This is a genomic window from Myxococcus llanfairpwllgwyngyllgogerychwyrndrobwllllantysiliogogogochensis, assembly GCF_006636215.1.
In the GTDB taxonomy this organism is placed as follows: domain Bacteria; phylum Myxococcota; class Myxococcia; order Myxococcales; family Myxococcaceae; genus Myxococcus; species Myxococcus llanfairpwllgwyngyllgogerychwyrndrobwllllantysiliogogogochensis.
Genome location: NZ_VIFM01000080.1, coordinates 15,822 through 41,135, shown reverse-complemented (window position 1 = coordinate 41,135; position 25,314 = coordinate 15,822). Strand labels below are relative to the sequence as shown.

The 25,314-nt window shown below is 67.8% G+C and carries 23 protein-coding genes, 1 other RNA gene and 1 pseudogene; 21 read left to right on the top strand and 4 right to left on the bottom strand.

Annotated elements, in window-relative coordinates; translation table 11 throughout:
• The 13 genes and pseudogenes from FJV41_RS20865 to FJV41_RS20805 all read left to right on the top strand — a co-directional run.
• Positions 1–261 (top strand): annotated as a pseudogene (locus tag FJV41_RS20865) (phage major capsid protein); the annotation flags it as partial.
• Between the two features lie 34 nt (positions 262–295).
• Positions 296–730: a hypothetical protein gene (locus FJV41_RS20860; RefSeq protein ID WP_141644271.1), complete on the top strand. Its 435-nt coding sequence runs from the start codon at positions 296–298 to the stop codon at positions 728–730.
• 9 nt (positions 731–739) lie between these two features.
• Positions 740–1,387, top strand: a complete 648-nt coding sequence (locus tag FJV41_RS20855; RefSeq protein ID WP_141644270.1) for a hypothetical protein — start codon at positions 740–742, stop codon at positions 1,385–1,387.
• Positions 1,384–1,707, top strand: coding sequence for a hypothetical protein (locus FJV41_RS20850; protein ID WP_141644269.1), 324 nt, complete (start codon positions 1,384–1,386; stop codon positions 1,705–1,707). Before FJV41_RS20855 ends, FJV41_RS20850 begins: the two co-directional genes overlap by 4 nt.
• Positions 1,704–2,108, top strand: a complete 405-nt coding sequence (locus FJV41_RS20845; RefSeq protein WP_141644268.1) for a minor capsid protein — start codon at positions 1,704–1,706, stop codon at positions 2,106–2,108. Before FJV41_RS20850 ends, FJV41_RS20845 begins: the two co-directional genes overlap by 4 nt.
• Positions 2,109–2,130: 22 nt before the next feature.
• A complete protein-coding gene (locus tag FJV41_RS20840; protein ID WP_141644267.1) occupies positions 2,131–2,556 on the top strand; it encodes a hypothetical protein in 426 nt (141 codons plus the stop codon).
• A 23-nt stretch (positions 2,557–2,579) separates the two neighbouring features.
• The gene (locus tag FJV41_RS20835; protein WP_141644266.1) at positions 2,580–3,008 is read left to right on the top strand and encodes a phage tail tube protein; all 429 of its coding nucleotides are present in this window, start codon (positions 2,580–2,582) and stop codon (positions 3,006–3,008) included.
• Between the two features lie 32 nt (positions 3,009–3,040).
• Positions 3,041–3,406 (top strand): phage tail protein, encoded by a 366-nt coding sequence (locus tag FJV41_RS20830; RefSeq protein WP_141644265.1) that lies wholly within the window; start codon positions 3,041–3,043, stop codon positions 3,404–3,406.
• A 308-nt stretch (positions 3,407–3,714) separates the two neighbouring features.
• Positions 3,715–6,396, top strand: a complete 2,682-nt coding sequence (locus FJV41_RS20825) for a phage tail tape measure protein (protein WP_141644264.1) — start codon at positions 3,715–3,717, stop codon at positions 6,394–6,396.
• 4 nt (positions 6,397–6,400) lie between these two features.
• A complete protein-coding gene (locus FJV41_RS20820) occupies positions 6,401–7,231 on the top strand; it encodes a hypothetical protein (RefSeq protein WP_141644263.1) in 831 nt (276 codons plus the stop codon).
• A gap of 36 nt (positions 7,232–7,267) precedes the next feature.
• Positions 7,268–9,628, top strand: coding sequence for a phage tail protein (locus FJV41_RS20815; protein WP_181790807.1), 2,361 nt, complete (start codon positions 7,268–7,270; stop codon positions 9,626–9,628).
• A gap of 104 nt (positions 9,629–9,732) precedes the next feature.
• Positions 9,733–10,218, top strand: coding sequence for a hypothetical protein (locus tag FJV41_RS20810; protein WP_141644261.1), 486 nt, complete (start codon positions 9,733–9,735; stop codon positions 10,216–10,218).
• Positions 10,219–11,833: 1,615 nt separating this feature from the next.
• Positions 11,834–12,187 carry a helix-turn-helix domain-containing protein gene (locus FJV41_RS20805; protein WP_141644260.1) on the top strand — a complete coding sequence of 118 codons (354 nt, stop codon included), beginning with the start codon at positions 11,834–11,836 and terminating at the stop codon, positions 12,185–12,187.
• A gap of 98 nt (positions 12,188–12,285) precedes the next feature.
• Here the strand turns inward: FJV41_RS20805 and FJV41_RS20800 are convergent, their stop codons facing one another.
• A complete protein-coding gene (locus FJV41_RS20800; RefSeq protein WP_141644259.1) occupies positions 12,286–13,008 on the bottom strand; it encodes a hypothetical protein in 723 nt (240 codons plus the stop codon).
• A gap of 444 nt (positions 13,009–13,452) precedes the next feature.
• Positions 13,453–13,818: a transfer-messenger RNA gene (gene ssrA / locus FJV41_RS20795) on the bottom strand.
• A gap of 230 nt (positions 13,819–14,048) precedes the next feature.
• Here ssrA and FJV41_RS20790 point away from each other — a divergent pair.
• The 3 genes from FJV41_RS20790 (at position 14,049) to FJV41_RS20780 (ending at position 19,097) form a co-directional block, all read left to right on the top strand.
• Positions 14,049–15,410 carry a M16 family metallopeptidase gene (locus FJV41_RS20790; RefSeq protein WP_141644258.1) on the top strand — a complete coding sequence of 454 codons (1,362 nt, stop codon included), beginning with the start codon at positions 14,049–14,051 and terminating at the stop codon, positions 15,408–15,410.
• On the top strand, positions 15,410–17,020 hold the full coding sequence (locus FJV41_RS20785; RefSeq protein ID WP_141644257.1) for a M16 family metallopeptidase: 1,611 nt from the start codon (positions 15,410–15,412) through the stop codon (positions 17,018–17,020). The genes FJV41_RS20790 and FJV41_RS20785 overlap by 1 nt, the downstream gene beginning before the upstream one ends.
• Before the next feature lie 76 nt (positions 17,021–17,096).
• A complete protein-coding gene (locus FJV41_RS20780; RefSeq protein WP_246137318.1) occupies positions 17,097–19,097 on the top strand; it encodes an OmpA family protein in 2,001 nt (666 codons plus the stop codon).
• A gap of 314 nt (positions 19,098–19,411) precedes the next feature.
• Here FJV41_RS20780 and FJV41_RS20775 read toward each other — a convergent pair whose 3' ends face one another.
• Both FJV41_RS20775 and FJV41_RS20770 read right to left on the bottom strand, forming a co-directional pair.
• A complete protein-coding gene (locus FJV41_RS20775; RefSeq protein ID WP_141644275.1) occupies positions 19,412–19,924 on the bottom strand; it encodes a TlpA family protein disulfide reductase in 513 nt (170 codons plus the stop codon).
• 62 nt (positions 19,925–19,986) lie between these two features.
• A complete protein-coding gene (locus tag FJV41_RS20770) occupies positions 19,987–21,063 on the bottom strand; it encodes a BRcat domain-containing protein (RefSeq protein WP_141644256.1) in 1,077 nt (358 codons plus the stop codon).
• Between the two features lie 95 nt (positions 21,064–21,158).
• Between FJV41_RS20770 and FJV41_RS20765 the strand changes: the two genes are divergently transcribed.
• The 5 genes from FJV41_RS20765 to FJV41_RS20745 all read left to right on the top strand — a co-directional run bounded on the left by FJV41_RS20765 (position 21,159) and on the right by FJV41_RS20745 (position 25,292).
• Complete coding sequence (locus tag FJV41_RS20765; RefSeq protein ID WP_181790805.1) at positions 21,159–21,446, top strand: hypothetical protein; 288 nt, start codon at positions 21,159–21,161, stop codon at positions 21,444–21,446.
• An 86-nt stretch (positions 21,447–21,532) separates the two neighbouring features.
• Entirely contained in the window at positions 21,533–22,786 is a 1,254-nt protein-coding gene (locus tag FJV41_RS20760) for a S1C family serine protease (RefSeq protein ID WP_141644254.1), read from the top strand.
• A 146-nt stretch (positions 22,787–22,932) separates the two neighbouring features.
• Positions 22,933–23,205, top strand: coding sequence for a vegetative protein (locus FJV41_RS20755; RefSeq protein WP_141644253.1), 273 nt, complete (start codon positions 22,933–22,935; stop codon positions 23,203–23,205).
• A 459-nt stretch (positions 23,206–23,664) separates the two neighbouring features.
• On the top strand, positions 23,665–24,255 hold the full coding sequence (locus FJV41_RS20750) for a hypothetical protein (RefSeq protein WP_141644252.1): 591 nt from the start codon (positions 23,665–23,667) through the stop codon (positions 24,253–24,255).
• A gap of 77 nt (positions 24,256–24,332) precedes the next feature.
• Complete coding sequence (locus FJV41_RS20745; RefSeq protein ID WP_141644251.1) at positions 24,333–25,292, top strand: phosphoribosylaminoimidazolesuccinocarboxamide synthase; 960 nt, start codon at positions 24,333–24,335, stop codon at positions 25,290–25,292.
• The last annotated feature ends 22 nt before the right edge of the window (positions 25,293–25,314 follow it).

Genomic DNA, 25,314 nt, shown 5'->3' with positions numbered 1-25,314 from the left:
CTCCAGGACCTGGAGTCGCCGAAGCTCAACGGCTTCCCCGTGCTCGCCACGGAGTCGATGTACGGGAAGGGGCACATCGGCTTCGGCCTCGCGTCGCAGCTCTGGTACGGCGAGGCGTCCGCCATGGCGACCACCGTGGGCGAGGCGTCGGGCGACTTCGAGTCGGACCAGATGACGCTGCGCGCGGTGTGGAACGGGGACTGGGCGCTGCGCCACCGCGAGTCCTTCGCCTTCCTGACGGGCGTCACCTACGGCGATTGATTCCCTCCTGCCTCAACCCCTCACGGAGAAACCCATGCACCCGACTCGCAACAACGTTGGCGCGTACATCCACGCGGCCAATCTCTCTCACGCGCCGGCCGCCCAGGCTGCCGGATCCCGCAACGGCGCCGTCTTCACCTTCGGCACCTTCCGCAGCCTCGTCCTGTGCGCGGTGACGGGCGCCACTGCGGGCACGCCCACCAGCTTCTCGGCGACGTACAAGCTCCAGACGAGCGCCGACGGAACCACCTGGGCGGACGCCAAGGACAGGGACGGCGACACGGTAGCTCTGGCTGTCGCGGCGGCCGGCAGCGTCGCCGAGCTGGACGTGGACCTGCAGGAGGTCTGCCCGGACGGGCACGACCGCATCCGCGTCGTGGAGACGGTAGCCTTCACCGGGGGAACCGCGCCCACGGTGCTCTCGTCCTCCACCGTCATCTTCGGCGGTGGCCAGACGCTGCCCGTCTGAGTCGACACCATGGCCTCGCTCGTCGACTTGCTGGTGCCCGAGCAGCTCCCCGAAGCCGCGCGCAGCGCGATGGAGCCGGCGCGGCTGGGGCTCATCATCACCGCGGTGAGCGAGGCCGTGGCCCGCTACGTGGGCTATCCGCTGCACCGCCGTCTTGGAGTCATCGAGACGGCGGTGGGGCGCGGAGGCGTCTACCTCTGGCTGCGCAGTGGGGCCGTGAGGCAGGTACACCGCGTGGAGGTGCGCGGCGAGGAGCGCGACGCCGGCACCTACGCGCTGGAGTCGCCCACGCTGGGACGCCTCCTGGCCCGTGGGCCGCCCTGGCCCTTCACCGGGGAGTGGACGCAGGGCGTGTCGCCGACGCCACTGGAGGCCCGGGACACAGGCGAGCTGCTCGTCACCTACGACGCGGGCTGGGTGACGCCGGGGCAACACGTCCTCGAGGAGTCCCTGGTGGTGGACCTGCCGGCGTCCATCCAGCTCGCCGCCGTCGAGGTGGTGGTGGCCACGGTGAGCCGCGACGGGAAGCCGGGCGACGTCGCCAGCGAAGCCATCGGCGCGACGAGCATGTCCTACTTCGCGGGCGAGGACGGCGGGCGCACGGCACTGCCGTCCACCGCGCGCCAGCTCCTGGCCCCATACCGGAGGCCACGATGACGCTCATGGGCCACACCTTCCGCCAGACGCTCCACCTGGCGCGGCACCTCTCCACCAACGCGGGCGGGGAGAGCGAGTACTCGGAGCCGGAGCCGCACCGCTGCCGGTGCGAGGGCGACACGAAGCGGCTCGTCACGGCCGACGGGAGCGAGCGCGTCTCCGAGTTCCTGGTGTTCACCAGCGTCGCGGTGCGCACCGAGGACAGGGTGTACCCGCCAGACGCGGACCCGGACGACGACAGCGCGGGGCGAGAGCCCTTGCGCGTCATTGCGCGGCGCGGCCTGTCCGGTGCCGTGGACCATTACGAGGTCTACCTGTGACGCCCAAGCACGTGGAGCGCGAGCTGGCGCTGTACCTGGAGGGCGCGGGCCTGGGCCTGTCCACCACCAGCTCGCCGCCGACGCTGTACTGGGGCCAGGTGCCGACGAAGACGCCGGACCTGATGGTCGCGGTGCGAGACACGGGTGGCGAGCAGAGCCTGTACCTGGGCACTCGCCGCGGGCTCCTCGCGGCTGACGTCCAGGTGGTGGTGCGCGGCCTGCCCAACCGCACCGAGGCGGCGCGCGAGCTGGCGGTGGCGTGCTGGAGCGCGCTGCACCTGGCGCGAGTGCCGGGCTACGTCGACGTGCGGTGCGAGGGCGCGGGCCCCGTGGCCCAGCCGCAAGACGGGAGCGGCCGGCCGCGCTACTCGTTCAACGTCGCCGCCAGGTACGTCGCGTAGTCGTCGCCCCTTCTACGGGGACATGCCAGTCAAGGTGAAGTTCAAGGCGTCCGAGCTGCACCGGCTGACGAGACAGCCAAAGGCGGTACTCCGCGCGCTCGACGTCCCCCTGTGGAGAACCGTCCGAGACACCCACACCATCGCGTCATTTCTTGTCCCCCGGGGCGATGACGCCGAGCGCGACTGGAGTCAGCCGTCTCTGGCGGACACCAGCTTCATCTCCGGGCCGGAACACCGCCTCGACAAGCGGCTCTCCGTGTCTTGGACGGCGGGGTACGAGCATCCGTCAGCGGGCCCCATTCACGAGGGCTTCCACTACGGGGACCAGATTTTCAACCCGCCCTCGCACTGGCTGAAGCGCTCCTTCCGCAAGACGCGAGGTGCCGGGCGCAAGGGCGTCGCGAAGGCGCTGGCGGACTTCCTCAAGAGTCAATTCCCCGCTCGCTGAGCGGGCTTCAAGGAGCAGCACCAATGCCGGAAGCAACCGTTGCGTATGTCCAGGCCATCCACCTGCTCGCCACCGCGGCGACGGCCCCTGCCGAGGCGAACAGGCTGGACGGCATCAGCGAAGCCCCCGTCAACATGTCGGCCGACACCGTCGACGGGAACTACCTCGGCGGAGACGGCTGGAAGCGCACGGCCGTCACGCTGAAGGGATTCGAGATTCCCCTCTCGGGCCACTTGATGGTGGGCTCTGCGACTCACGCGCTCCTCAAGACCCTCTTCGACACGAGCGCGACGGGCTACTTGGCCATCGTCAAGGACGCGGAAGCCGACCCGGGCGCCGTCGGCGTCCGCTACCCCGTCAAGGTGTCGAGCTACGAGGAGGGGCGCTCCGCGTCGGACGTCCTCACCATCTCCGCGACCCTCGTCGGCCAGGGCAAGCCCGTCGACTTCTAGGCAGCAATCACACGCAGGAAGGAGCCACCAACATGTCGCTGAAGGAGCGGTTGAAGAACGCGAAGCGAAAGGTCATCAAGACGGTGTCGCTCGGCGAGGAGACGGTCACGCTGTGCCGCCCGACTCACACCGAGCGCATCGCCGTCATGAGCGCCGCGAGGGCGGCGGGAGAGATTGGCGAGGACGAGAAGCCCATCGGTGTCGGGGGCGCGCTGCGGTCCATCGCGCGGATGGCGGCAGCCGTCATCTACAACCCGGAGGCGACCGAGCGGGTGTTCGACCCGACGGACAACGCGGACGTCGACGCCGTCTGCTCCGCGCCCTGGGCCGAGGACATCGCCAAGGACGTCGCGCAGGCGTTCACGCCGAGCTTTGAGGAGGTGAAGGGAAACTCCTGAGCAACCCACGGGAGAGGCTTCTCCTGCGGGTTGCCCGCGTGATGAATCAGCCACCGAGCGCGGTCCGCGAATGGCCTGAGGAGGACCTGCTCGGAGTTGTCGCGGACATGGCGCTTGAGGCCGAGGAGGCCAAGCAGGCACCACCGCCCCCAGCCGCACGGAAAGGGCGCTCGAAGTCAGAGTCCAAGACCATCATCTACCGCGTCGGGAAGCCTCCCGACTCCTCTCCGTCTGGCAAGCGCGCCACCCCTTCTAGGTGAGCAAGGACCAGGGGCAAGAAATGCCCCTGGTCCGCTCCAGGAGCGCGCATGAGCGGCGGACTCAAGGCAGGCGACCTCTACATCATCGCGACGGCATCGGTAGGCCAGGCGCTCAAGTCGCTGGGCGAACTGGTCAAGGGAGCCGAGGACGCGGCCAAGGCCGTGAAGGAGGCGGCCGAGCCCATTGGCGCGCTGGGTGCCGTCGTCGCTGCCGGCATCGGCGCTGCTGTCGCGGCGGCCGTCCAGTCGAACGAGGACCTGAAGGCGACGGTCACCGAGCTGACCGACCTGCTCTACACCCTCGCGAGCGACATCGGGGACCTCTTCGCTCCCGCAGTGGGGAAGCTCTCTGAGTACCTGTTCAAGCTGGTGGCCACCTTCCAGCGCTTGAGCCCCGAGACGAAGCGCGCCGCTGCCAACGTCGCCCTGTGGGTCGCTGGCGCGGGGCTCGCCGTTGGTGCGACGGGCAAGCTCGCCGGCGCCGTCGAGGCTGGGGCGAAGGCCATGGGCCTCATGGTGAAGGTGCTGACGGCCCTCAACACGTCCGCCACAGTCGCGGGCGTCGCTTCGGGGTTCTCCTCGGCGGCCGTAGCGCTTCGGAAGCTCGCTGACATGCAGCCCGCCGCGCTCATGACGAACATCAGCAACGGCGCCAGCTCCGCGGCGAAGGGCATGGGCGGGCTCAAGTCCGCCCTGGTCGACGTCGCCCATGGCATCCGCTTCACTGCGGCCTACTTCGCGTATTTCGCCGCTCCTGTTGCAGCCATCGCCATAGCTGTCGCGGGACTCGCCCTCCTCGCAGGCTCCCTGTACGGCGCGTGGAAGGACACGAGTACGGGTCTCAAGGACTCCGTGATGGGCATTCTCCAGGCCATCGGCACCATGGCCCAGAAGATTTGGAACATCCTCACGGGGCTCTTCGAGGGGCTCGCGACGGTCATCGGAGCCATCGTCTATCAGTCGCTTCGCACCGTCGCGTGGCTCATCCAGCAAGCCTCCAAGCTGCTCGGGAAGCTCGCGAAGGGCGCGAACATGCACACGCTCGCGCGCGTCCTCAAGGCGGCCGAGTCGACCTCAGCGGCCGACCTGGTCCAGATGGGCAAGGACGTGGGAGGGGATGCCTTCAAGGCCGTCGGTGATGCCAGCTCCAAGCTCAAGGCGAGCATCACCGACGCGTTCGCCGTCGGTTGGAAGGAGGGCAAGGAGTTCATCACTTACGGGGCCAACAAGAGCTGGGAAGGTTTGAAGCAGGCCGTCGAGGACTCCGGGGCGCTGGGACTCAAGGACCTCTTCGCCAAGCTCCTCGACATGCCGAAGCTCTCCGACGGCGACGTCGACATGCGCTACTCGGAGTCCCGTCAGAAGGAGATGGCGGAGGCCGATAAGGAATGGGCCAAGTTCGTGAAGGACCTCGCGGACATGACCCGGAAGGCCAACGAGGAGGCCGCCGCCGAGGCTCTCGCTGCAGAACGAGACGAGTCGTCACGCTTCGCGGAGGCGATGCGGGGGATGCGCGAGGAGGCACAGCGCATCAAGGACGCCATGGAGCAGGCTCGGCAGGCCCTGGTGGACAAGGTCGTCGGTGGGCTGGGGCAGCTCGGCGCCATCATCAACGCGGCGGCCCAGGGGTTCGAGGCGGGCGGCGTCTACGGAGCGGTCATCGCCGGTTTCGCGGAGTTGCTCATGCAGTCCAAGGGCTTCGCTGACGTCATCACCATGTTGAACGGCGTCATCCAGACGGTGGCCGATGCGCTGGGGACCATTCTGGAACCCGTCGGGCCGCTCCTCGGCGCCATCAAGCTGATTATCGACGCCGTCTTCTCGGTGCTCACGCCCGTCTTCGAGATGCTGAATGAGGCGATAGAGCCCATCGTCCCGCCGCTCGTCATGGTCGGGAAGATTCTCCAGGGGCTGGCGCCGCTGCTGGAAGCTGTCGCCAAGTCATTCATGTCTGTGCTGGACCCGCTCTCGAAGCTCGCCGGCCCAGTCATGGAGGCACTGTTTGGCATCCTGAAGTTCGTGGGCATCATCATCCTCGAAATCGCCATCATGCTCGGCGACGTCTGGAACGCCATCGTGAAGGCCATCCAGTGGGTCCTCCGGCAGATTTCCAAGGCCATCGAGTGGATGGGCATCAAGGCGCTGAAGAACCTCGCGAACAGCCTTGAGGGGATGAAGGTCAACACGGACGAGATGGGTAAGTCGCTGGAGGACTTGAAAGACACCACGTGGGAGTCCGCGGACGCGCAGGCTCGGCAAACGGCCGAGGTGCTGCGCGGGACCACTGCGCTTGAGAAGATGACGGAGGCCCTCACAAACGTCCCAGCGGCCTGGAAGGTGGCCTACCGCCGCTTCCAGGTGCAGGACGCTGCGGACGGTCCGGGAACGCCAGCAGCGCCCGGGTCCGGCACCGGTGGGGGCAACGCGGACCGAGAGATTCCTCAGTGGTTTCTCGACTTCATGGCGCTCCCGGACGCTCTGCGCGAGCGCCGCGAGGGCCGGTCGAGAGAGCCGGAGTACATGGGCGGGCGCCGTGGCGGCGAGTACATCCCCAAGACGAGCGCACCGGTTCAAGCCCTCAAGGGTCCCACGTACAACCTCGCAATCAACACCATCGACGCGGACGAGGGAGTGGAGCGCGCCGTGCGATTCGTCAGACGTGTCGATGCAATGACGAAGCTGGCCGACTCCGGTCGCCGCATCTCCAAGTCATCCCGGTACGGGGGCTGAGCACATGGCGTTCCTCTCTTTGTCTGGCATCCCTATCCCGCTCGACGCGGGCAGCCCCCTTCAGTATCGGCGGGAGCTGCTCGGCGAGGTGAGCCGCAGCTTCGCGGGGCAACTCCGCTCAGGCGTGCGTGGCCGGAGGTGGACGCTCTCGGGCAGCACCATGCCCCTGCTCCTCGAGGAGGCGCTGGCGATGAGAGACCTCGTCGATGGCCGGGGCCACTCCTGGTCGTTCGACGCCGGCATGGCATCCAGCACGGGCATCGTGCCCTCCCTCATCACAGGCAGCGCGGGCGGGCAGTTGGGAGGCGCGAAGTACGGCGCGGGACGCATGCGTTGTGCTCCAGGAGGCCGTGTCCGCTGGCCGCTCGTGCAGGGAACTGAAACCCTCTGGCGCACCACCCTGGCCTTCTGGGTGCGTGGTCCCGAGCTTGGCAGTGGCGCCTGGACTCACCTGGTCATCGATTTGGCGACCGAAGAGGTCTACCGCGATGGCGTGCTGTGGACCACGGTGGACGTCTTGACCGACTACTCCATCGTCGTGGCCGTGACTGAGGCGTACCTCGAGATGGGCTGCCACGCTGACGGTGTTGGCGAGGTGTCGTACGACGACCTCGTGGTGTTGCCGTACCGGGTGCCCACGTCGTGGCTGCCCACGTGGGCGACCTCCAACGTTCCGTTTGGCCCGCTGCCGTTTCACCGCGTGGCGGGCACGGGAGTCCACGAGCCAGTCCTCATGCTCGGGCAGGCCGGCGACGGGACGGCCATGGAGTTGTGGACCGAGGCCGGCCAGTTCCTGGCGCATGAGGCGTTCGACTTCGAGTTGCGAGAGGGCTGACCAGTGCGACCGCTTTCCCAGGATGAATTCGCGTTGATGGTGTCCGCCGCGGGCTACTCGACGTGGCTCCGCGTGCGACTGCGCGGGAGCGACAACATCGACGTGGACCTCTCGTCCGTACACGGCCATGACTGGCTGCTGGATGCCACGTGGACGGCGACGCTCGACGCGCCCGTGGGGACCGCGACCGTCAACCTCCGGCGCTACTGCGGCGGCATGAGCATTGCCCCACAGGTGGTGTCGAGCCCCGCCAACGGCTCGGGCGTCCTCTACGACCCGTTGCTCCGCGAAGGCCGGCACATCCGAATTGATGTGATGACGGTTCCGCTCGGACTGAGCCGCGCGGCAGGCGCGTGGCGCGAGTGCTTCTTCGGCCGCATCGAGGACGTCGCCGGCGCGGGCGACGTCATCACACTTACCTGCAGGGATATGACCGGACTGCTCCAGGATGTGAACATCAAGGAGGAGCGGGCGTACGGCGCCGACACAGTGGGCGTGGCCGTCCAGGTCGTGATGAACCAGATTCTTAGCGCCGAAGGGCTCGGGGACTTCGGGCCCGTCACCCCGGTGGACCCGATGTGGCAGCTCGGGCGCTACAAGCAGGAGAAGATGCCAGTCATGGACGCGCTCCAGGACCTGGCCGGGCAGCTCGGATGGGACCTGCGGCTCCGCTGGCGCGTCGGGCACGGCTTCGCCTTCACTCTCGCGCCGCCCGAGCGCACTACCACCACGCCCGTGTGGTGGTTCGGCCCCGAGGCGTACGGGGACGTCGACGGGATAACGCGCCGGCTCACGGACATCCGCAACTCGGTCCGGGTCGTGTACCCGGACTCAAACGACAGGGACTCCGCGGGGAACGCAAAGAGGAAGATGCTCACCGAGGTGAACTCCGTGAGCATCGCCGAGTACGGAGAACGCTGGTCCGAAATCGTAGAGGCCTCGACCAGCAACATAAACACGGAGGCCGAGGCTCGCCGGTTGGCACGCGCCTTCATCAACGACATGTCGGAGTCCGCCCTGGAGTTGAGCGTCACTGTCCCGCTCTGGTGGCACCTGGAACTCGGAGACTTTCTCCAACTCTGGCCCGACTACATCAACTTCGATGAGCCGCAGCAACTCGCGGTGCAGAGCATCGAGCATGTCGTCTCAGCCAAGAAAGCTGAGACGAAACTGGTGTTGCGCGGGCGGCCGAGCACGTCGCGCGTCGCATGGCTCAAGAGAGAGGCGATTCCGGGCATCGGGAAGGCAGCGCCCTTCACTGGGCCCGACGCACCGTCCAGCATGGTGGTGACCAACACCGTCAACGGCAGTTCGGTGGCCTTCACGCCGGCCGCCTCGGGCCCAGCATGGGATGCCTTCGAGCTGCACCTCTCCAGCACGTCCGGCTTCGCGCCGAGCAGTTCGACGTTCCGCGGGCTCTCCAGCACCACGCGCTTTGACGTGGCGGGGCTCGCGCCTGGCGCCAGCTACTACGCACGGGTGCGCGGACGGGACGCCAGGGGCAACGTCGGGACGGCATCGGCGGAGGTGACACTCGCGCCGAGGTTTGTGACGCCCCTGGACCTCCAGCCGTACGTCAACGTCTCGGTGCTCCCTCCCAATGGGGATTTCGAGGCGCTCACGACTGCATCAGGCCTACCCGACACGTGGCTCATGGACGTCGGCACCTGGGGCACTGACGCGTCCGTGGTGAGCGACGCCCTCACGGGTGCAAGAGCCGTGCGGTTGCTGGCCGTGTCGACCTCATCGCCCGCCATTCGGTCGCAGCTCATGGCAGTGCGTGAATCGAATCGGTACGGGGTCGATCTCTATGCGAAAGCAGCCACGACGGTGACGGTCTTCGGCGCGTCTATCCGGTGGCTAGACTCAGCCCAGGCGCTCCTCGCTGAGTCCACGGTTATCCAGGTTTCGCCACCAGCAGGCAGCTACGCCCGGTACAGCGGATCCGCAGAAGCACCGGCCGGCGCCAGGTACGCAAGGGTCGTCATCTCGCTCTTTTCTTCCGTTGGGGCCGGCCGACCGCTGACTGTTGATTCAGTCATCTTCGCCCCTCTCTCGCTCGTGTCGGAGCGGCCGACGCCCGTTACCGGTCCGATGTTCGCCGCAGGAGGTACAGGCTGGACGAACTTCGGAGCACCCGAGCGGGCCGCGATGTACTTGAAGGGACTGGGTGAGGAGGTGGCTCTTGAGGGCGCAATCCGCAGCGGGACCATCGGTGGCATTGCCTTCTACGTGCCTGCGGGCTATCGCCCGTCCGCCAACATCCGCTGCGTAACCGCAGCGGCCAACGGGTTCGCTCGCATCCGAATCGAGCCCACGGGCGCTGTGATTGTGGAGTCCGCGCCGGACTCGACGCGGGTCCACCTCGACGGCGCCAGGTTCGTCGCTCGTGGATAGCTCTTCACTCCGGCGCACCAGCAGGGTCGGTGGTGTCCCACCCGGCGCCCCAGGCCTACCATCCAGATTGCCAAGACCCGACTGGTCGAGCCTACGCTTGACGCATGACGACCCGTCCGCTCCTCATCCTGTTCTTGCTGCTCTCGATGGCAGCCAATGCCCAAACGCAACCCAGATTCCGCCCCACTGAGGTTCGGCAGCAGTGCAAGCGATTGAGCGAGTCGCTGAGGATGATGGAGGGGACTTCGCTCGCGGGAGCGGCCTTCCAGATAGGGCTGAAGTCAGCAATGGCGTCTGCGCAAATGGGAGATGCACGCGCCGCCCGGGCGACGATCCGGAAGGCGACGGCGGAAATGAGAACCCTCCTTGACGGCCTCGAAGCGCTGATTGATGCGCAAGTATATTTTGCGCAACTTGTCGAGCACCTCAAGTCCCTCACCAGTCGTGAACGCGAAAAACTTAGAGTGCCGATGACAGAATGCTTCGTCGCGACTGGGCAACTGCATTTGCTTCCTTCACCGGATGACGAAGTGGCATCGGAAGAACCTGCGGAGGTCGACACGACCCAGGATGGCGTCGTGTACGACTAAGAAGCACGTCTTTACGTGCTCGCCCCCGATGCCCTTGGGAAAGAATCTCGCCCTGTCAGGCCTCCTCGTACTATTCGGGACGTATGCCGGGCTCCCTCCCGGCCAGCCGGGCAGGAGTCGAGCGTGAGAGAGGCCGAGAATATCTGGCGCGGTGGTACGTCGGAGGTTCCGCGCGGAGGTGGTGGTGGGAGCCAGGGAGGGCCGCGCACCATCAATCGTGTTTCGAGGACGACGCGGCAGCAGCTGGGCATCATCATCCGCAGGTATCGGGGCGTCTTGTTCGGGCGGCTCTACCAAGTGCGCCACCCAGTCTCCGGCTCTCTCTCGCTGGAGTTGGAGTTGACGGCACAGCAGCGGCACCTGGCACCGGACGTGGGGGTGGAGATGGTTATCTCTGCGCACCCCGCGTCCGGAGCCAGCGCGCCACGGCTGAGCATGCGGCTGGCCCAGTCACCTGCCGGCGCCTCGGACGCGGACGTTGCACGTTGCGTCGAGGGTACCTTGAGCTTGAGTAAGGCGATGTTCCAGGCGGCGGCTACGCGCTCTCACTTGGCCGACACGATGGCGCACCTGCGTGCGCCGCCCGAGCGTCGCGGACCGGTGCTGCGCTCCCGACCGTTCATTCGGCGGGCGCGTCGGTCGCTGCGGCGCGCGTGGCGAAACTCAGGGACGGCAGCAACCGTGGCCCTCGCACTGGTGGGGGCGGTGCTGGCCGGGTCGTATTTCGTTCCTCCACCGGAGCTGCCCCCGACCCCCAGTCCAACGCCGGAGTGGAGCGGCGGCGTGCCAGCCGGATGGATGGTGCCGGTGTCGATGGCACCTGTCCGGCTCGCATTGGACCTCCCGCCCCGTCCATTCCCCGACCAGAAGACGCGGAACTGCGACGAGGACCAAGCTGAGGTGAAGATTAACGGCGGATGCTGGGTCGGCACCGACAGGGCGCCACCCTGCGGCGAGAAGATGTACGAGCACAAGGGCAAGTGCTACCGCCCAGTGGGGAAGGAGAAGGAGCCCGCTCGCGCGTTTATGCGCTAGGAGCTTGCACGCCTGCTCGCGGCGTGCTACCCATTTTCCCAGTTTTCGACGCACCACGCAGCCCGCTGAAGCAGTGACCTTAACCAGCGCGTTGCTCCCACAGAGATTCGGCGACTCCAGGCGCATTCGCGCGTGTTTGTCGCCACCAGAAAAGGCCCGTGCACCCAGGTAGCGCTGGGACACGGCCCCTCCGGTGCCCCGTCGGCGTTTGTTAAGGTCCGCCGACGGGGCGCCACTTTGTTGTTTCTGGGGGTCTCCTCGTGGCGCCAAGACCGAACTCCGGCACCCTGACAGTCACCCTCAGTGCAGCTTGGGCGGCGGCCCCCGCCCTCATGAGCCCTGCCGGTGTGCACGGTGTTGTCCGCCGGTGGGGCGCTGCTTTCGCGCGCACGAGCGCAGTCTCTAAACGTGGATGCATGTCCGCGTGTCTGTGGGCGCGTTCCGCGCGCAGCGTGCATAGCCATACGACCAACGGTCGTGGCTGCGCCGCAGCGCATGGCGTGGCCTCCGAATTGCTCCACATGGGCTCGGACCGTGTCGCAAGTACCGACACAGTCCTCGGGCAGAGCGGCGGCGCGTCATGGCGTCGCTGCGGTTTGTTCTTCGAGCGGTGCACCAGGGTCCCGAGCGGGGGAAGTCGATGACAGAGGTTGAGTTGGAAGCCATCCGAAGAATCATCCGGGAGGAACTGACGGCGGTCGGCGCCACTGGCGACCTCCTTACGACTGCCGAGGCTGCGGTCATGGTGAGGGTCAGCGAGACGACCATCAAACGATGGATGCGGGAGGGGCTGATTGCGCGCCATGGAGAGGGCCGAACGGTCCGCATCAGCAAGAGCCAGCTCCTGGCTGTCATGGCCCGTCAGGAGTCGCCAGCCGTCTCGGACGCCGAAATCGAGCGAATGGCTGAGGCTGCACTTGGGCGGGTGGGCTGATGGGCGAGGTCTACACGCGCACGGACTCACCCTTTCTGTGGGTCTGGTTCTACGACGCTCGCGGCGTCCGCCGCTTCAAGTCGTCCAAGAGCAAGGACTCAAAGGTTGCACGTCGATTCCTCGACACGATTGAGAAGAAGATTCGCAGAGAGGAACGACAGCGCAGCGCCGAAGCCGAGAGCGGCCTGACCGACTCCGTTACGGGCTCGGTGACGGTCGGCAAATACACGGAGCGGTGGCTTGAGGAACGGCGCGCTCGAGCGGTCGCGTCGACGGACTCTGACGAGACGCGACTGGGACATGCCCTCCCAATGCTCAAGGACATGGTGCTCTCCGAGGTTCGCCCTCGTCACATCCTGGCGGTCATCCGGGCCATGCAGGCCAAGAAGGACGACCAGGGGCGCCCGAAGTACGCCCCCCGAACTGTGCTCCACGTCTACGGCGTGCTCCGGGTGATGTTCGCCGATGCCATTCGGCAGGAACTCATCAGCGAGACGCCTTGCGTCCTCTCTACGAAGAGGAAGGAACTCCCGAAGAAGCGCGACAAGAATCCGGCGTGGAGGGGCAAGGCGGTCTTTGCCGGAAAGGAAGTGGTCCGCCTCCTGACAGCCCCTGAAATCCCAGAGCGCCGCCGCGTCATCTACGCGGTCGAGCAGCTCGCGGGCGTCCGCATCAATGAGCTGACGCCCCGGAGGGTGCGCGACTGGGAGCGAGACCTTGAGCCCCTCGGCAAGCTGATGGTGGCCACCAGGTACGTGGTGAAAACGAAGACCGAGGAGCCCGCGACGAAGACAGGCGTCGTGCGCGAAGTCCCCGTCCACCCCATGCTCGCGAAGATTCTGGACGCATGGCTCGCAGCGGGCTGGGAGCGCGAGTACGGCCGGCCGCCCGGCCCCGACGACCTCATCGTTCCAGCCGTGCGTGGAGGGTTCATGAGTTCGTCATCGGAGTACAAGCGGCTCCAGGAAGACCTAGAGGCTCTCGGTCTCCGTCGCCGTCGTCAGCACGACTGGCGGCGAACCTTCATCACGCTGGCGCGAGCCTGCGGTGCCGACAAGGGGTTGCTCCGGTGGGTAACCCACGGGCCGCCTGAGTCGGCCGACGACATGATGGACGTCTACACGAGCCCGCCGTGGGAGACGCTCTGCGAGCAGGTCGCCCTCCTCACCCTCCCCTTCCCCGAGGGGTTCCCCCCTCGGGGGAGCGCAGTAGCTGTTACGCCACTGTTACGCTCAGGAGAATCACCAATGATGCTGCCCACTTACGAGTGGAGGCGGAGGGAATCGAACCCTCGTCCGAAAGCCTTCGGTCCTTCGACCCTACGTGCGTAGTCCGCGATTTGCTACGTCCTCAAGACTCCCACGGACGGGATTCCTGAAGCCGGTCCTGGAAAGGTCTCGCCACCTCGGGCCCAGGCACCCTTGGCAGCCAGCCCGCATTATGACGGTCGATCCCAACCCCACGGGCCGAGAGCTGGGGGACCGCGCACTAACAGCTGTTTTTAGGCAGCCAGCGCGAGCTCAACGTTGTCGTTGGCTTTTGTGTCTTTGCCGGGTTGGATTTACGAGCTACCTGACAAGCTCGGCACGCGTCTCGAACTTCTATGCCCCCGTCGAAACCGGGTCGCCCCCGGGGTGTTGACTGACTGCCTGCTGCTCTTGCGGCCACCGCTTCGACCGCGTCTTCCTCACATTAACCGCTGACGGCGCCCCGTCAATCCTCCTGAGCGTCCACCACCTCACCTTCTCGCACGAAGGCGGACACTCAGCCTGGAAGTCGCTTCCCCTCCGGCTTCACCGTCGTAGGGTCGCCTCCCCGCTCGGACAGCCCTCGCGCTCCCCAGCGGCTACGAGGACCCCGAATGAGACGACTGCTTCCCCTCCTCCTGCTCGTGCTGGGCACCGCGCTCCCCGCGCTGGCGCAGAAGAGCGCCGCCACCCAGTCCTTCCCCTACACCCTCCAGACGGACAAGCTGCCCAACGGCCTCACCGTCGTGCGCGTGCCCTACCCGTCCCAGGGAATCGTCGCGTACGTCACCGTCGTGCGTGTCGGCTCGCGCAACGAGGTCGAGGCCGGCAAGACGGGCTTCGCCCACTTCTTCGAGCACATGATGTTCAAGGGGACGAAGCGTCACCCCGAAGGCGAGCGCGAGCGCATCCTCGGCACGTTCGGCTTCGACGACAACGCCTTCACCACCGACGACATCACCCTCTACTACTCGTACGGACCGACGGCGGGCCTGCCCCAGCTCATCGACATCGAGGCGGACCGCTTCCGCAACCTCGAGTACTCCGAGCCATCCTTCCGCACCGAGGCGCTCGCGGTGCTCGGCGAGTACCACAAGAACGCCGCGGCCCCGTACCTCAAGATGGAGGAGACGCTCAACGCCGCGGCCTTCACGAAGCACACGTACCGCCACACCACGCTCGGCTTCTACGACGACATCAAGGCCATGCCGGAGGCCTACCAGTACAGCCGCGACTTCTTCGAGCGCTGGTACACCCCCGACAACGCCATGCTCTTCATCGTCGGCGACTTCGATGACGCGCAGGTGATGAAGCTCGTGCGCGAGCACTACGGCCCGTGGAACCGCAAGACGTCCACCATCACCGTCCCCACCGAGCCCGCGCAGACGCAGCCGCGCACCGCCCACGTCGACTGGCCGCAGCCCACCCAGCCGCGCCAGGTGCTCGCGTGGCACACGCCCGCCGCGTCCGCCAACACCGCCGACTCCGCCCTGCAGACGGTGCTCGTGGCCTACCTCGTCGGCCCCACCAGCCCCGCCTACAAGCAGCTCGTCCTCGAGAAGCAGCTCGTCGAGGCCATTGGCAGCGACTACTCCGAGCACCGCGACCCGCACCTCTTCACCCTCACCGCCACCCTCAAGGACGAGAAGGACCGTGAGCGCGTGCGCCTGGCCCTGCTCCAGGAGGTCAGCAGGCTCGCCGCCGGCAAGGTCGACGCCGCCCGCGTCAAGGCCATCCAGGACAACGCGCGCTACGGCGCCCTGATGGCCCTGCAGACGCCGCGCGAGGTGGGCATCCAGCTCGGCTGGTACGCCGGCATCCTCGGCACTCCGGATGGATTCCAGCGCCAGCTCGCCAATCTGGCCAAGGTGACGCCCGCGCAGCTGTCCGACTTCACCAAGCGCTACCTCAAGGCCACCAACCTCACCCAGCTCAGCCTCACCCCCAAGGTCGATGCCGCCGGAGGGACGAAGTGATGAACGCCAAGGCCCTGCTGTCCCTCACCGCCCTCTTGTCCCTCGTCGGCTGCGCCACCACGCCGAAGCCCGCGCCCGAGACGACCCCTCCCGCCACGACGGAGACTCCGGCCACACCTTCCGCCGCCGAGAAGACCCCGGCGGCCCCGAAGGAAGTGCCCGCCGTCCCCTTGAAGCAGCCCAAGCCGCTGGAGCTGGTGGTCCTCGCTCGCCCGGACACGCCCATCATCACCTTCCGGCTCGTCTTCCACACGGGCTCCATCGATGACCCGAAGGGCAAGGAAGGCCTCACCGCGCTCACCGCCTCGCTGATGGCCGAGGGCGGCACGCGGAAGCTCACCTCCGCGCAGTTGCTCGAGGCGCTCTTCCCCATGGCCGCCGAGCTGGAGGCCTCCACGGACAAGGAGTTCACCACCTTCTCCGGCCGCGTCCACAAGGACTTCCTGCCGCGCTACCTCGACATCTTCACCGACGTGCTGCTCGCGCCCCGCCTGGACACTTCCGAGCTGGAGCGCCTGCGCGCCAACGCCGTCAGCGACGTGGAGAACGGCCTGCGCAGCGCCAATGACGAGGGGCTCGGCAAGGTCGCGCTCGATGCGCTCATCTACAAGGACCACCCCTACGCGCACTACACCGGCGGCACCGTGCAGGGCCTCAAGTCCATCACCCTGGAGGACGTGAAGGCCCACGCCCAGCGCGTCTTCACGCAGGACCGGCTCGTCGTCGGCCTCGCCGGCGCGGTGGACGACGCGCTGAAGCAGTCTCTGCTCTCGCGCCTGGGCACCCTGCCCGCCACGGGCGCGCCTCGCGTGACGCTGCCCACCCTGCCCACCACCGCGGGCCGCGCCGTCATCATCCAGAAGCAGACACTCTCCACCGCCGTCAGCATGGGCTACGTCAACCCGGTGCGCCGAGGCGACCCCGACTTCTTCCCGCTGGCCTTCGCGCTCACGCACCTGGGCGAGCACCGTCAGTCCATCGGCCTGCTCTTCAACGAGCTGCGAGAGAAGCGCGGCCTCAACTACGGCGACTACGCCTACGCCGAGCACTTCATCGAGGACCCGGGCACCACCTACAACCGCACCAACATCGCGCGCACCCAGCAGGACCTCACGCTGTGGATTCGCCCGGTGGAACCCGGCAACGCGATGTTCGCCACGCGCGGCGCTGTGTACTTCATGGACCAGCTCGTCAAGGAGCCCATCGCGCAGGAGCGCTTCGACTTGATGCGCGGCTTCCTCCAGGGCTACTCGCGCCTCTGGGAGCAGACGGACCCGCGCCGGCTGGGCTACGCCATCGACTCGCTGTTCTACGGCACGCCTGACTTCCTGGAGCAGTACCGCCAGGCGCTCACGAAGATGACGCCTCAGTCCGTGCAGGAGGTGCTGCGCCGCCGGCTCCACCCCACGGGCCTCAACTTCGCCTTCGTCACCCAGGACGCGGAGAAGCTCGCCGACGCCCTGCGCACCGGCCAGCCCTCGCCCATCACCTACGCGTCCGACAAGTCCGAGGAGCTGCTGGCGCTGGACAAGGTCATCGTCCCCTACAAGCTCCCCGTGAGCCCGGACGCCATCACCGTCATTCCCGCGCAGTCCTTCATGGAGAAGTAGCGCAGGGCTGTATTTTGCCCCGAGGGGTGGGTCATTTGTTTCCGCCCCTCGGGACCGGATGGTATGAGCTGCCATCATGCGAGGCACCAGCTCCGGCCACTCTCCACGGTGGCGGCCCCTGAGCGGCTCCGCCGTCCGATTCGTCCTGATGGGCCTGCTCCTGGCCTCGGCGGCGGTCCACGCGGAACACGACCCTTTCTCCCGAGGCTTCGACGCCGTTCCCGTCAAGCCCACGCCCGCGCAGAACAGCGGCATCGCGCTGGAGGGCACGAGCAATAGCGAGCCCGTCGGCAGCTTCCGCGGCGCGCTGCTGTTCGACTTCAACTGGCGCATCCTCGCCCTGAAGCTGGGTGACGAGAAGCTGGGCGACCTGCTGCCGTACCGGCTCGACGCCCACCTGCTCTTCGCCTACCAGCTCCATGAGCGATTGGAGCTGGGCATCGACCTGCCCTTCACGCTCCTCCAGGGCGACAACTTCAACCTCTTGAGAGATGCGCTGGACGCGCCGGACTTCCCGGGCGCCGCCGGGGTGAGCCGCACGACGCTGGGCGACATCCGACTGGTGCCGCGCATCCATCTGCTGGACCGCGAGAAGTTCCCCGTGGGCCTGTCGCTCATCGCGGAGGTCCGCGCGCCGACGGGTGACGCGGACAGCTTCACGGGTGAGCGGGGCTTCGTCTTCGCGCCGCGCCTCGCGGTGGAGCAGCGCTTCGACGTGCTGCCCATCCCCGTCCGCGTGGTGGGCAACGCGGGTGTGAAGCTGCGCAAGCATGCGCAGTACCTGAATCTGTTGGTGGACGACGAGCTGACGCTCGGCGCCGGCATCATCGGCGAGTTGCCAAACATGGGCCGCTTCACGGACGTGCAGGCCACGGCGGAGATGCACCTGGGCACGCCGCTGGTGCGCCCCTTCAACTTCGACCAGTCCGACTCGCTGAAGACGCCGTGGGAGCTGCTCGTCGGCGCGCGCGCGAAAATCTGGGGCAACTGGGGACTGGAGCTGAACGTGGGCCGGGGCCTCAACCTCACCACCGGCTACGGGCGCGAGGCCCTGCGCGTCATGTTCGGGCTGCGCTACGACGAGCGCTTCCAGGACTCCGATGGCGACAACGTGCCCGACGTGAGGGACCGCTGCCCCAACGAGGCCGAGGACAAGGACGGCTTCCAGGACAGCGACGGCTGCCCCGACCCGGACAATGACGGCGACGGCGTGGTGGACGGCGAGGACAGCTGCCCCGACGTGAAGGGCCTCAAGGAGCGCAAGGGTTGCCCCGAGGTGGACACCGACGGCGACGGCATCACCGACGAGTTCGACAAGTGCCCGGACAAGCCCGGCCCCAAGGACTACGACGGCTGCCCGGACACGGACGGCGACGAAGTGCCCGACAACGAGGATGACTGCCCCGAGCAGTTCGGCCCGCCGGAGAACAACGGCTGCCCGTTCGATTCGCCTCCGTACGTCTTCGTCGAGTCGGACCGCATCCGCATCAAGGGCAACGTGCTCTTCGAGACGGGCTCCGCAGTCATCCAGAAGCGCTCCTATCCGCTGCTGGACGAGGTGGCGACGGTGCTCCGGAAGAACCCCACCCTGGGGCCGGTGCTCATCGAAGGTCACACGGACAACCGGGGCTCGCGGCAGCTCAACATGGGCCTGTCCGACAAGCGTGCGCGCTCGGTGCTCGAGTACCTCGTGTCCAAGAGCATCGACCGCAAGCGACTGAGTTCGGAGGGCTTCGGCTTCGACAGGCCCATCGCCACCAACGACACCGCGCTGGGTCGCGCGAAGAACCGCCGCGTCGACTTCAAGCTCGTGCGCTCCGAAGTGGAGACCGAGGGTCGGGAGACCGTCGTCCCGGCGGGACAGCAGCCTCCCGCTGGCAAGCAGGCCCCGGCGACTCCGGGCGCGGCTCCCGCCGGCAAACCCACGGGCGCGACGACACCCGCGCCGGGAGCGGCCCCCACGGCGAAGCCTCCGGCGTCGGATGGCAAGCCGGCGGCGACTCCGGCCTCACCTGCTCCCTCGGCGAAGCCTGCTGCTACGGACACCAAGCCGCCGCCACAGACACCCGGGAAGTAGTCGGGTCACCGTCGAGAACCGAGGCGCCCATGTCCAACGAGGACATCGGCGCCTTTCTCATGCGCATCGTCGGGCCATGAAGTGGGACGACGCGCCCTTGTCCCATGAGGACATCGGCGCCCTGCTCATGCACATCGTCGGGCCATGAGACGGGATGAGGCACCCTTGTCCCATGAGGACATCGGCGCCCTGCTCATGCACGTCGTCGGGCCATGAAGTGGGACGACGCGCCCTTGTCCCACGAGGACATCGGCGCCCTTCTCATGGGTGCGGTCCGGCCACGACGCGGCGGCGTGTCCCGTCGCGAGTCGCTGCTACTGTTGCTTGAGCGCCCGCTCGATGCGACGGCGCAGGGCGTCCTCGGACAGGGCGCCGCGCTGCGCGTCCGTCACCTTGCCCTCGCGGTCCAGGAAGTAGAGCGTCGGCAGCGCGCTGACCTGGAAGGCCCGCGCCATGTCGTCCCCGGCGTACACGACGTAGGGCTTCAAGTCGGGCAGGTGGCGCCGCATGAAGTTGTCCACCAGCTGGGGCGCCATGTCCCCGTCATCCCGACTGGCGGCCAGGAAGACGAGTCCCTGGGACTCGTACTCCTTCGCCAGCTTCACCAGCGCGGGCATCTCCTCGCGACACGGCGGGCACCACGTCGCCCAGAAGTCCAGCATCACCACCTGGCCGCGGAGGTCCTCCAACTTCAGCACGCCGCCCTCGTGACGCTGCAGCTCGAACGAGGGAGTCGCCGCGCCATCCGGAACCAACTGCGAACGCCGGGCCTCCAGCACGCCCAGATACACCACGCCCGCCAACCCGAGCCCGGCAATCAGGCCCATGAACAGCTTCGTCCCGCCGCTCGGCGGCCTCGCTGGCGGCGGCGCGCCGATTCCTTCCTGCGTCACGAGAATCCACTCCTGGTCAGGCGGTCATGCACCTGACTCAACACCCAGCGCACTCCGCTTCGGGCCACCGGTCTCCGCGACACCCACCGCGCCACGTCCGGACCCCAGCGATAGTAGCCCCGGATGAACCCGCGCCCGAGCGCGCTCTTCCGCAGAACGTCATCGCGGTACGCACGGAAGGCCACCAGCTCCGGCGCTCCCTCGCCAAACGCCACCGTCGCCACGAAGCACGAGGACGCGGGGCTCACCCACATGAGCCGCTGGTTGGTGAGGTTCACCACGACCTTCAGCTCCCGCGCCTCCGTGTAGAGGAACGCGAGCAAATCCCTGCGCGCGGCGGGGAACTCCTGCCCGCCTGCTTCCTCGAACTCGATGCGCGAGGAGTTGGTGGTGCCCACCTCGTCCACCGTGAAGAAGTAGCGCTTCGAGCTGCGGCGGACCTCCACCTCCAACCCTCGCAGCTCGCCGAAGTACGCCAGGAACGGCGTGCCGCACACCGGGCACACGAAGCGGTTGTACGCGTGGCTCGTCAGGAAGGCGTAGTCCCCCACCCGCTTGCAGCCGGTGTTGGGACACAGGAGCTTCACGCTCGCCTGCGGCGCGGGCCGAGGGTCATACCGCGAGCCTCCCCCCGTCTTGTCGAACACCGGCGGAGGACGCGGAGGCGCCGTCACCAGGTGCCGCGTGGGATGCGCGGCCCGCTCCAATTCCAGCGCGCGCCGCCAGGCAATCTCGGCCGCCTCCAACCGCCCGCCCGCCGTGTGACAGAGCGCCTCGCCATGCGCGAGCAACGCGGCCACCAGCTTCTCCAGCGCGGGCGCCATCGACGGGTCTCTGCCCGCCGCCAGCGCCTCCGCCAACACCTTCTCCATCTCCGGCAGCAACGCCTGCGCCGCCTTGCGTGAAGGGTCCTCGGCGCGGCGGTACACCGGCGGCTCGGGAATCCGGCTGAACAACGAGGACGCGGCGGCTCGGACGCGTTCCACCACCGCGTCTCCACGCCCCACGTCCAGCTGTGCCGCCCTTTCACGGGCGGCCTGAAAGAGCTCTTCGGGCTGCAAGCCGGCGGACATTAAGTGCCGCGAGTCGCCCTGTCAGCGCGGATCACATACACGCGGTCGGAAACTGGCCACCCGTCTCCGCTCCATGTAAGAAGACGTAGGAGGCTGTGAGCATGGGAGCTTTGAAGTTCATCGTCTGGACGGTCTGCGCGGTGGGGCTCGGCATCTTCCTGTCGACGGGAGGGGTGGACGGCCGCACGCCCTTGCAACACATGGAGCGGGCCTGGAAGCGCACCGTGAAGCCGGACACCGTGGACCGGATGAAGGACGGGCTGGAGGACGCCTACGAGGACGCGAAGGGCGCTGTCTCCCGCACGACGCCCGCCGCCCCGCGCGAGCGCATCAGCGCGGAGGACCGGGCAGCGGTCAACCGCATCATCGCGCAGAAGAAGTAGCCTGGCCGACAGGTCCGCTTCCGCGACAGGTCTCCCCTCCCTAGGTTGCGTGGGTGGTGGACGGTCGGTCGGGGCGGAGGCGGGGCATGGGCAGGGCGCCTTTCATCAAGAGTGTCGTCATCCTCACCGCGCTGGTGTGCGCGCTGGCGACCCCAGCGCAGGCCGCCGGGCGCGGGCGCGGACGTCTGTGGCTCGAAGCCCAGAACCGTTCGCTGGACAACCAGCGGGCCACGCTGAGTGACGTGGCTCGCAAGGCGATGCCGTCGGTGGTCTCCATCACCACCCGACAACTGACGGACGAAGCGTCGGTGTCGGGCGAGGAGCCCCAGAAGGGCATTGGCTCCGGCTTCATCATCCACGCCGACGGCTACATCCTCACCAGCGCTCACGTGGTGGAGGGAGCGTCGGAGGTCGTCATCTCGGTGATGCACCCGCGCGGCTACGTCGAGGAGTACGTCGCGCAGGTGGTGGGCGAGGACTCCCGCACCGACTGCGCGCTGCTGAAAATCGAGGCCCCGCGAAAGCTGCCCGTGCTGCGGCTTGCGTCCGCGTCGCACGTGCGCTCGGCGGATTGGATTGTCGTCATCGGCAACCCGTTCGGCCTCTCCCACTCCGTGACGGTGGGCGTTGTCAGCTTCATGGGCCGCACGGACGTGACGCCCAACGGGCGCGACGGCGACTTCGACTACATGCAGATGGACGCCTCCATCAACCCGGGCAACTCCGGAGGCCCCGTGCTCGACCTGCACGGCGACGTGGTGGCGGTGGCCAACGCCGTCAACGTGGCGGGCCAGGGCATCGGCTTCGCCATCCCCATCGACATCGCCAAGACGGTGATTCCGCAGCTGCGGGCCCACGGGCGCGTGCGCCGGGGCTGGCTGGGCATCAGCGTGCAGGACTACTCGCCCGAGGTCGCCGAGGCCTTCAACCTGGGCCAGGGCCAGGGCGTGGTGGTGACGGAGGTGGTGGAGGGCGGTCCGGGCGAGCGCGCGGGCCTGCTCCACGGCGACGTCATCATCGGGCTCGACACGCGGCGCGTGCGGCGGGCGCACACCCTGCGCTGGCAGGTGGCCGCCCGGGGCGTGGGCCATGACGTGCGGCTGCGCATCCACCGGCTGGGCAAGCCGATGCGGCTCAAGGTCCGCCTGGAGGAGATGCCGAGCGAGCAGCCCCCCGCACCCACCCTGGCCTCCCGACGGCAGGGGCGGCGGCCCACCCGGGCGCAGTCCGTGCTGGACGACCTGCTGTCGCCCGTTCCCCGAGCAAAGACGCTCCCGCCCACGGCCCCGGAAGTCGAGCCGACCGCCCCGGGTTCCGAGGACGGCGCCCCGGCGCCTTGACACCCCTCGCGGACACCGGTCTTCCGGCGTCTCCTTGCGTTCGGGTGGCATGGGCGCTAGACAGTGCGCCTTTTTCGTACCCGGCGGATGGTCCACGTGCTCGTGGCGCCGAGGTACCCGCATCGTTTCGCAGGAGAGGTTCCACAATGGCCGAGGCCACCCCGACGACCCAGAAGAAGCTCACCCACTGGCCCCGCACCGCCAAGGGCAGTGGCAAGAAGGCTTGCACCGTGGAGGGCTGCAAGCGCCCCTACCGCGCCAAGAGCTACTGCTTCTTCCACTTCAAGCAGTGGCGCCAGGGCGACCTGCCCCACTCGCGCTACCGCACCTGCTCCAAGGACGGTTGCCGCATCAAGACGTTCAAGGCCGGCCTGTGCGAGAAGCACCACGGCGAGACGTACAAGAAGGACGCGGCTTAAGTCTCCGCCGTCGTACTCGCAGCGGCGCCGGGGTCTTCTCTTCCCTGATTGAATCCTCAGGGAGAGGTGCCCCGCGCCACCGCGCGACCCCACGCTTGAAGGCCGTGAGCCACCGCTCCGCCTCGCCTCGGGTCCGCGCTCGCCCGCATCGCCGTCCGCTCCATCGCGTGGAGTCAGGTGCGAGATGCGGTGCCAGCCACGTACACGCAGCCTTCGGGCCGAGCCTTCCGTCACGGCCATGCCCGCCAACACCGCGTCACCCCTCACGTCGAGCCGCTCCGCACCGCGAGCCGAGCACGTGGCCGGGTCCAAAAGGACCAGAGGGCCATGACGCGGACCCCCGCATCCAGGGTGTCTGTGAGTGCGTCAGGTGCGGGACAGAGGCGAGATGCGCCTCAGGACGCATGCCTCCGAGTTTCACTGGTTGATCCTGAAGCAGATCGGTATATTCCCGCCCGTATGCGTCGCTGGCTCCCTGGGTTGCTCCTCTCGCTCGTCTCCGTGCTCACCGCTTGTGGCGGTGCGGGCACGCCCGTGCGCGCGACCATGAGTGCCCGTCAGGCGCTGTCGCATCCGCCAGAGTTCCTGGAGTTCGAGTCCCCCGCGACGCGCCTCGAGATGTTCCGCGAGGTGGCCCGTCAGTCGGACCTGGAGGCCGGGCAGGCGGCGCAGGCGCTGGTGCTCTTCCCCATCAGCCAGCACGGTGAGTTGCTCGCCGCACCAGGCTTCGATTCGCGCATGGACCTGTTCCAGGCGCCGGACGCGGGCAAGGGCATCGAGCTGGTGTTGGAAGCCCGTGCGGCCGAGCGTTGGCCGGAAGACCGACGGGAGAGCCTGCAGGGCCTGTCCGAGCGAGAAGCCGCGGAGCTGGTGGCCCGCACGCTGCTCGCGCACTGGGGCATCCATCCGGAGAGCGCGGTCCAGGTGGACCGGGCGTCCGGGGCGCCTTATGCGGTCGCCTACGTGGACGGCATCCTGCGCGTCAACCCGGCGTTCCTCTACCTGGCGGCGGCTTACGGTCCTGCTTCCATGCCGGCCACGCTCCAGTAGAGTCCCGCGCCTCAGCAACAGGCCCACCCTTCTCTCGCCGTGCCCCACTTTCCAGAGGGGCGGGCCGCGAGGCGCCAGTGAATACCTCCGCTCTTCACGCTCAGCTCCCCCACACGCTCCAGCAGACGAATCTGCCGGCGCTCGGCCAGCACTACCGCGGCAAGGTCCGCGACACGTACCGGAGCCGCGACACGCTCGTCCTGGTGACGACGGACCGGCTCTCCGCGTTCGACCACGTGCTGACCACCATCCCCTTCAAGGGCGAGGTGCTCAACCGGCTCGCGGCCTTCTGGTTCGAGCGCACGAAGCACATCTGCCCCAACCACGTGCTCGACGTGCCGGACGCCAACGTCACCGTGGCGCGCGCCTGCCAGCCCTTCACGGTGGAAGTCGTCATCCGCGGCTACCTCACCGGCAGCCTGTGGCGCGACTACGAGAAGGGCACGCACACCGCCTACGGCCTGCCCTTCCCCACCGGCATGCGCAAGGACGCGGCCTTCCCCGAGCCCATCATCACCCCGTCCACCAAGGCGGAGTACGGGCTGCACGACGAGCCCATCTCGGAGAAGGAAATCCTCGCGCGAGGCCTGGCCAGCGCTCGCGACTGGGCCCGCATCACCGAGGCGGCGCGCGGCCTGTTCGCGGAAGGGCAGAAGTGGGCGCGCACGCGCGGCCTCATCCTCGTCGATACCAAGTACGAGTTCGGCAAGGTGGGCGACGACCTCTACGTCATCGACGAGATGCACACCCCGGACTCCAGTCGCTACTGGGTGGCGGACGAGTACGAGGCCCGCTTCGCCAAGGGCGAGGACCAGCGCATGCTGGACAAGGAGAACATCCGCCAGTGGCTCATCCGCGAGCGGAACTTCTCCGGTCAGGGCACGCCTCCGCCCATCCCCGATGACGTCCGAGTGGAGCTGGCCACCAAGTACGTGGCGGCCTTCGAGCAGATTACGGGGACGACGCTCGCGCTCGAACCGGGCGACGTGCACGCGCGAATCGAACGGAACCTGCGCCAGAAGGGCTACCTGAAGTAGCCCTCCCAGCGAGCCTGTGGGA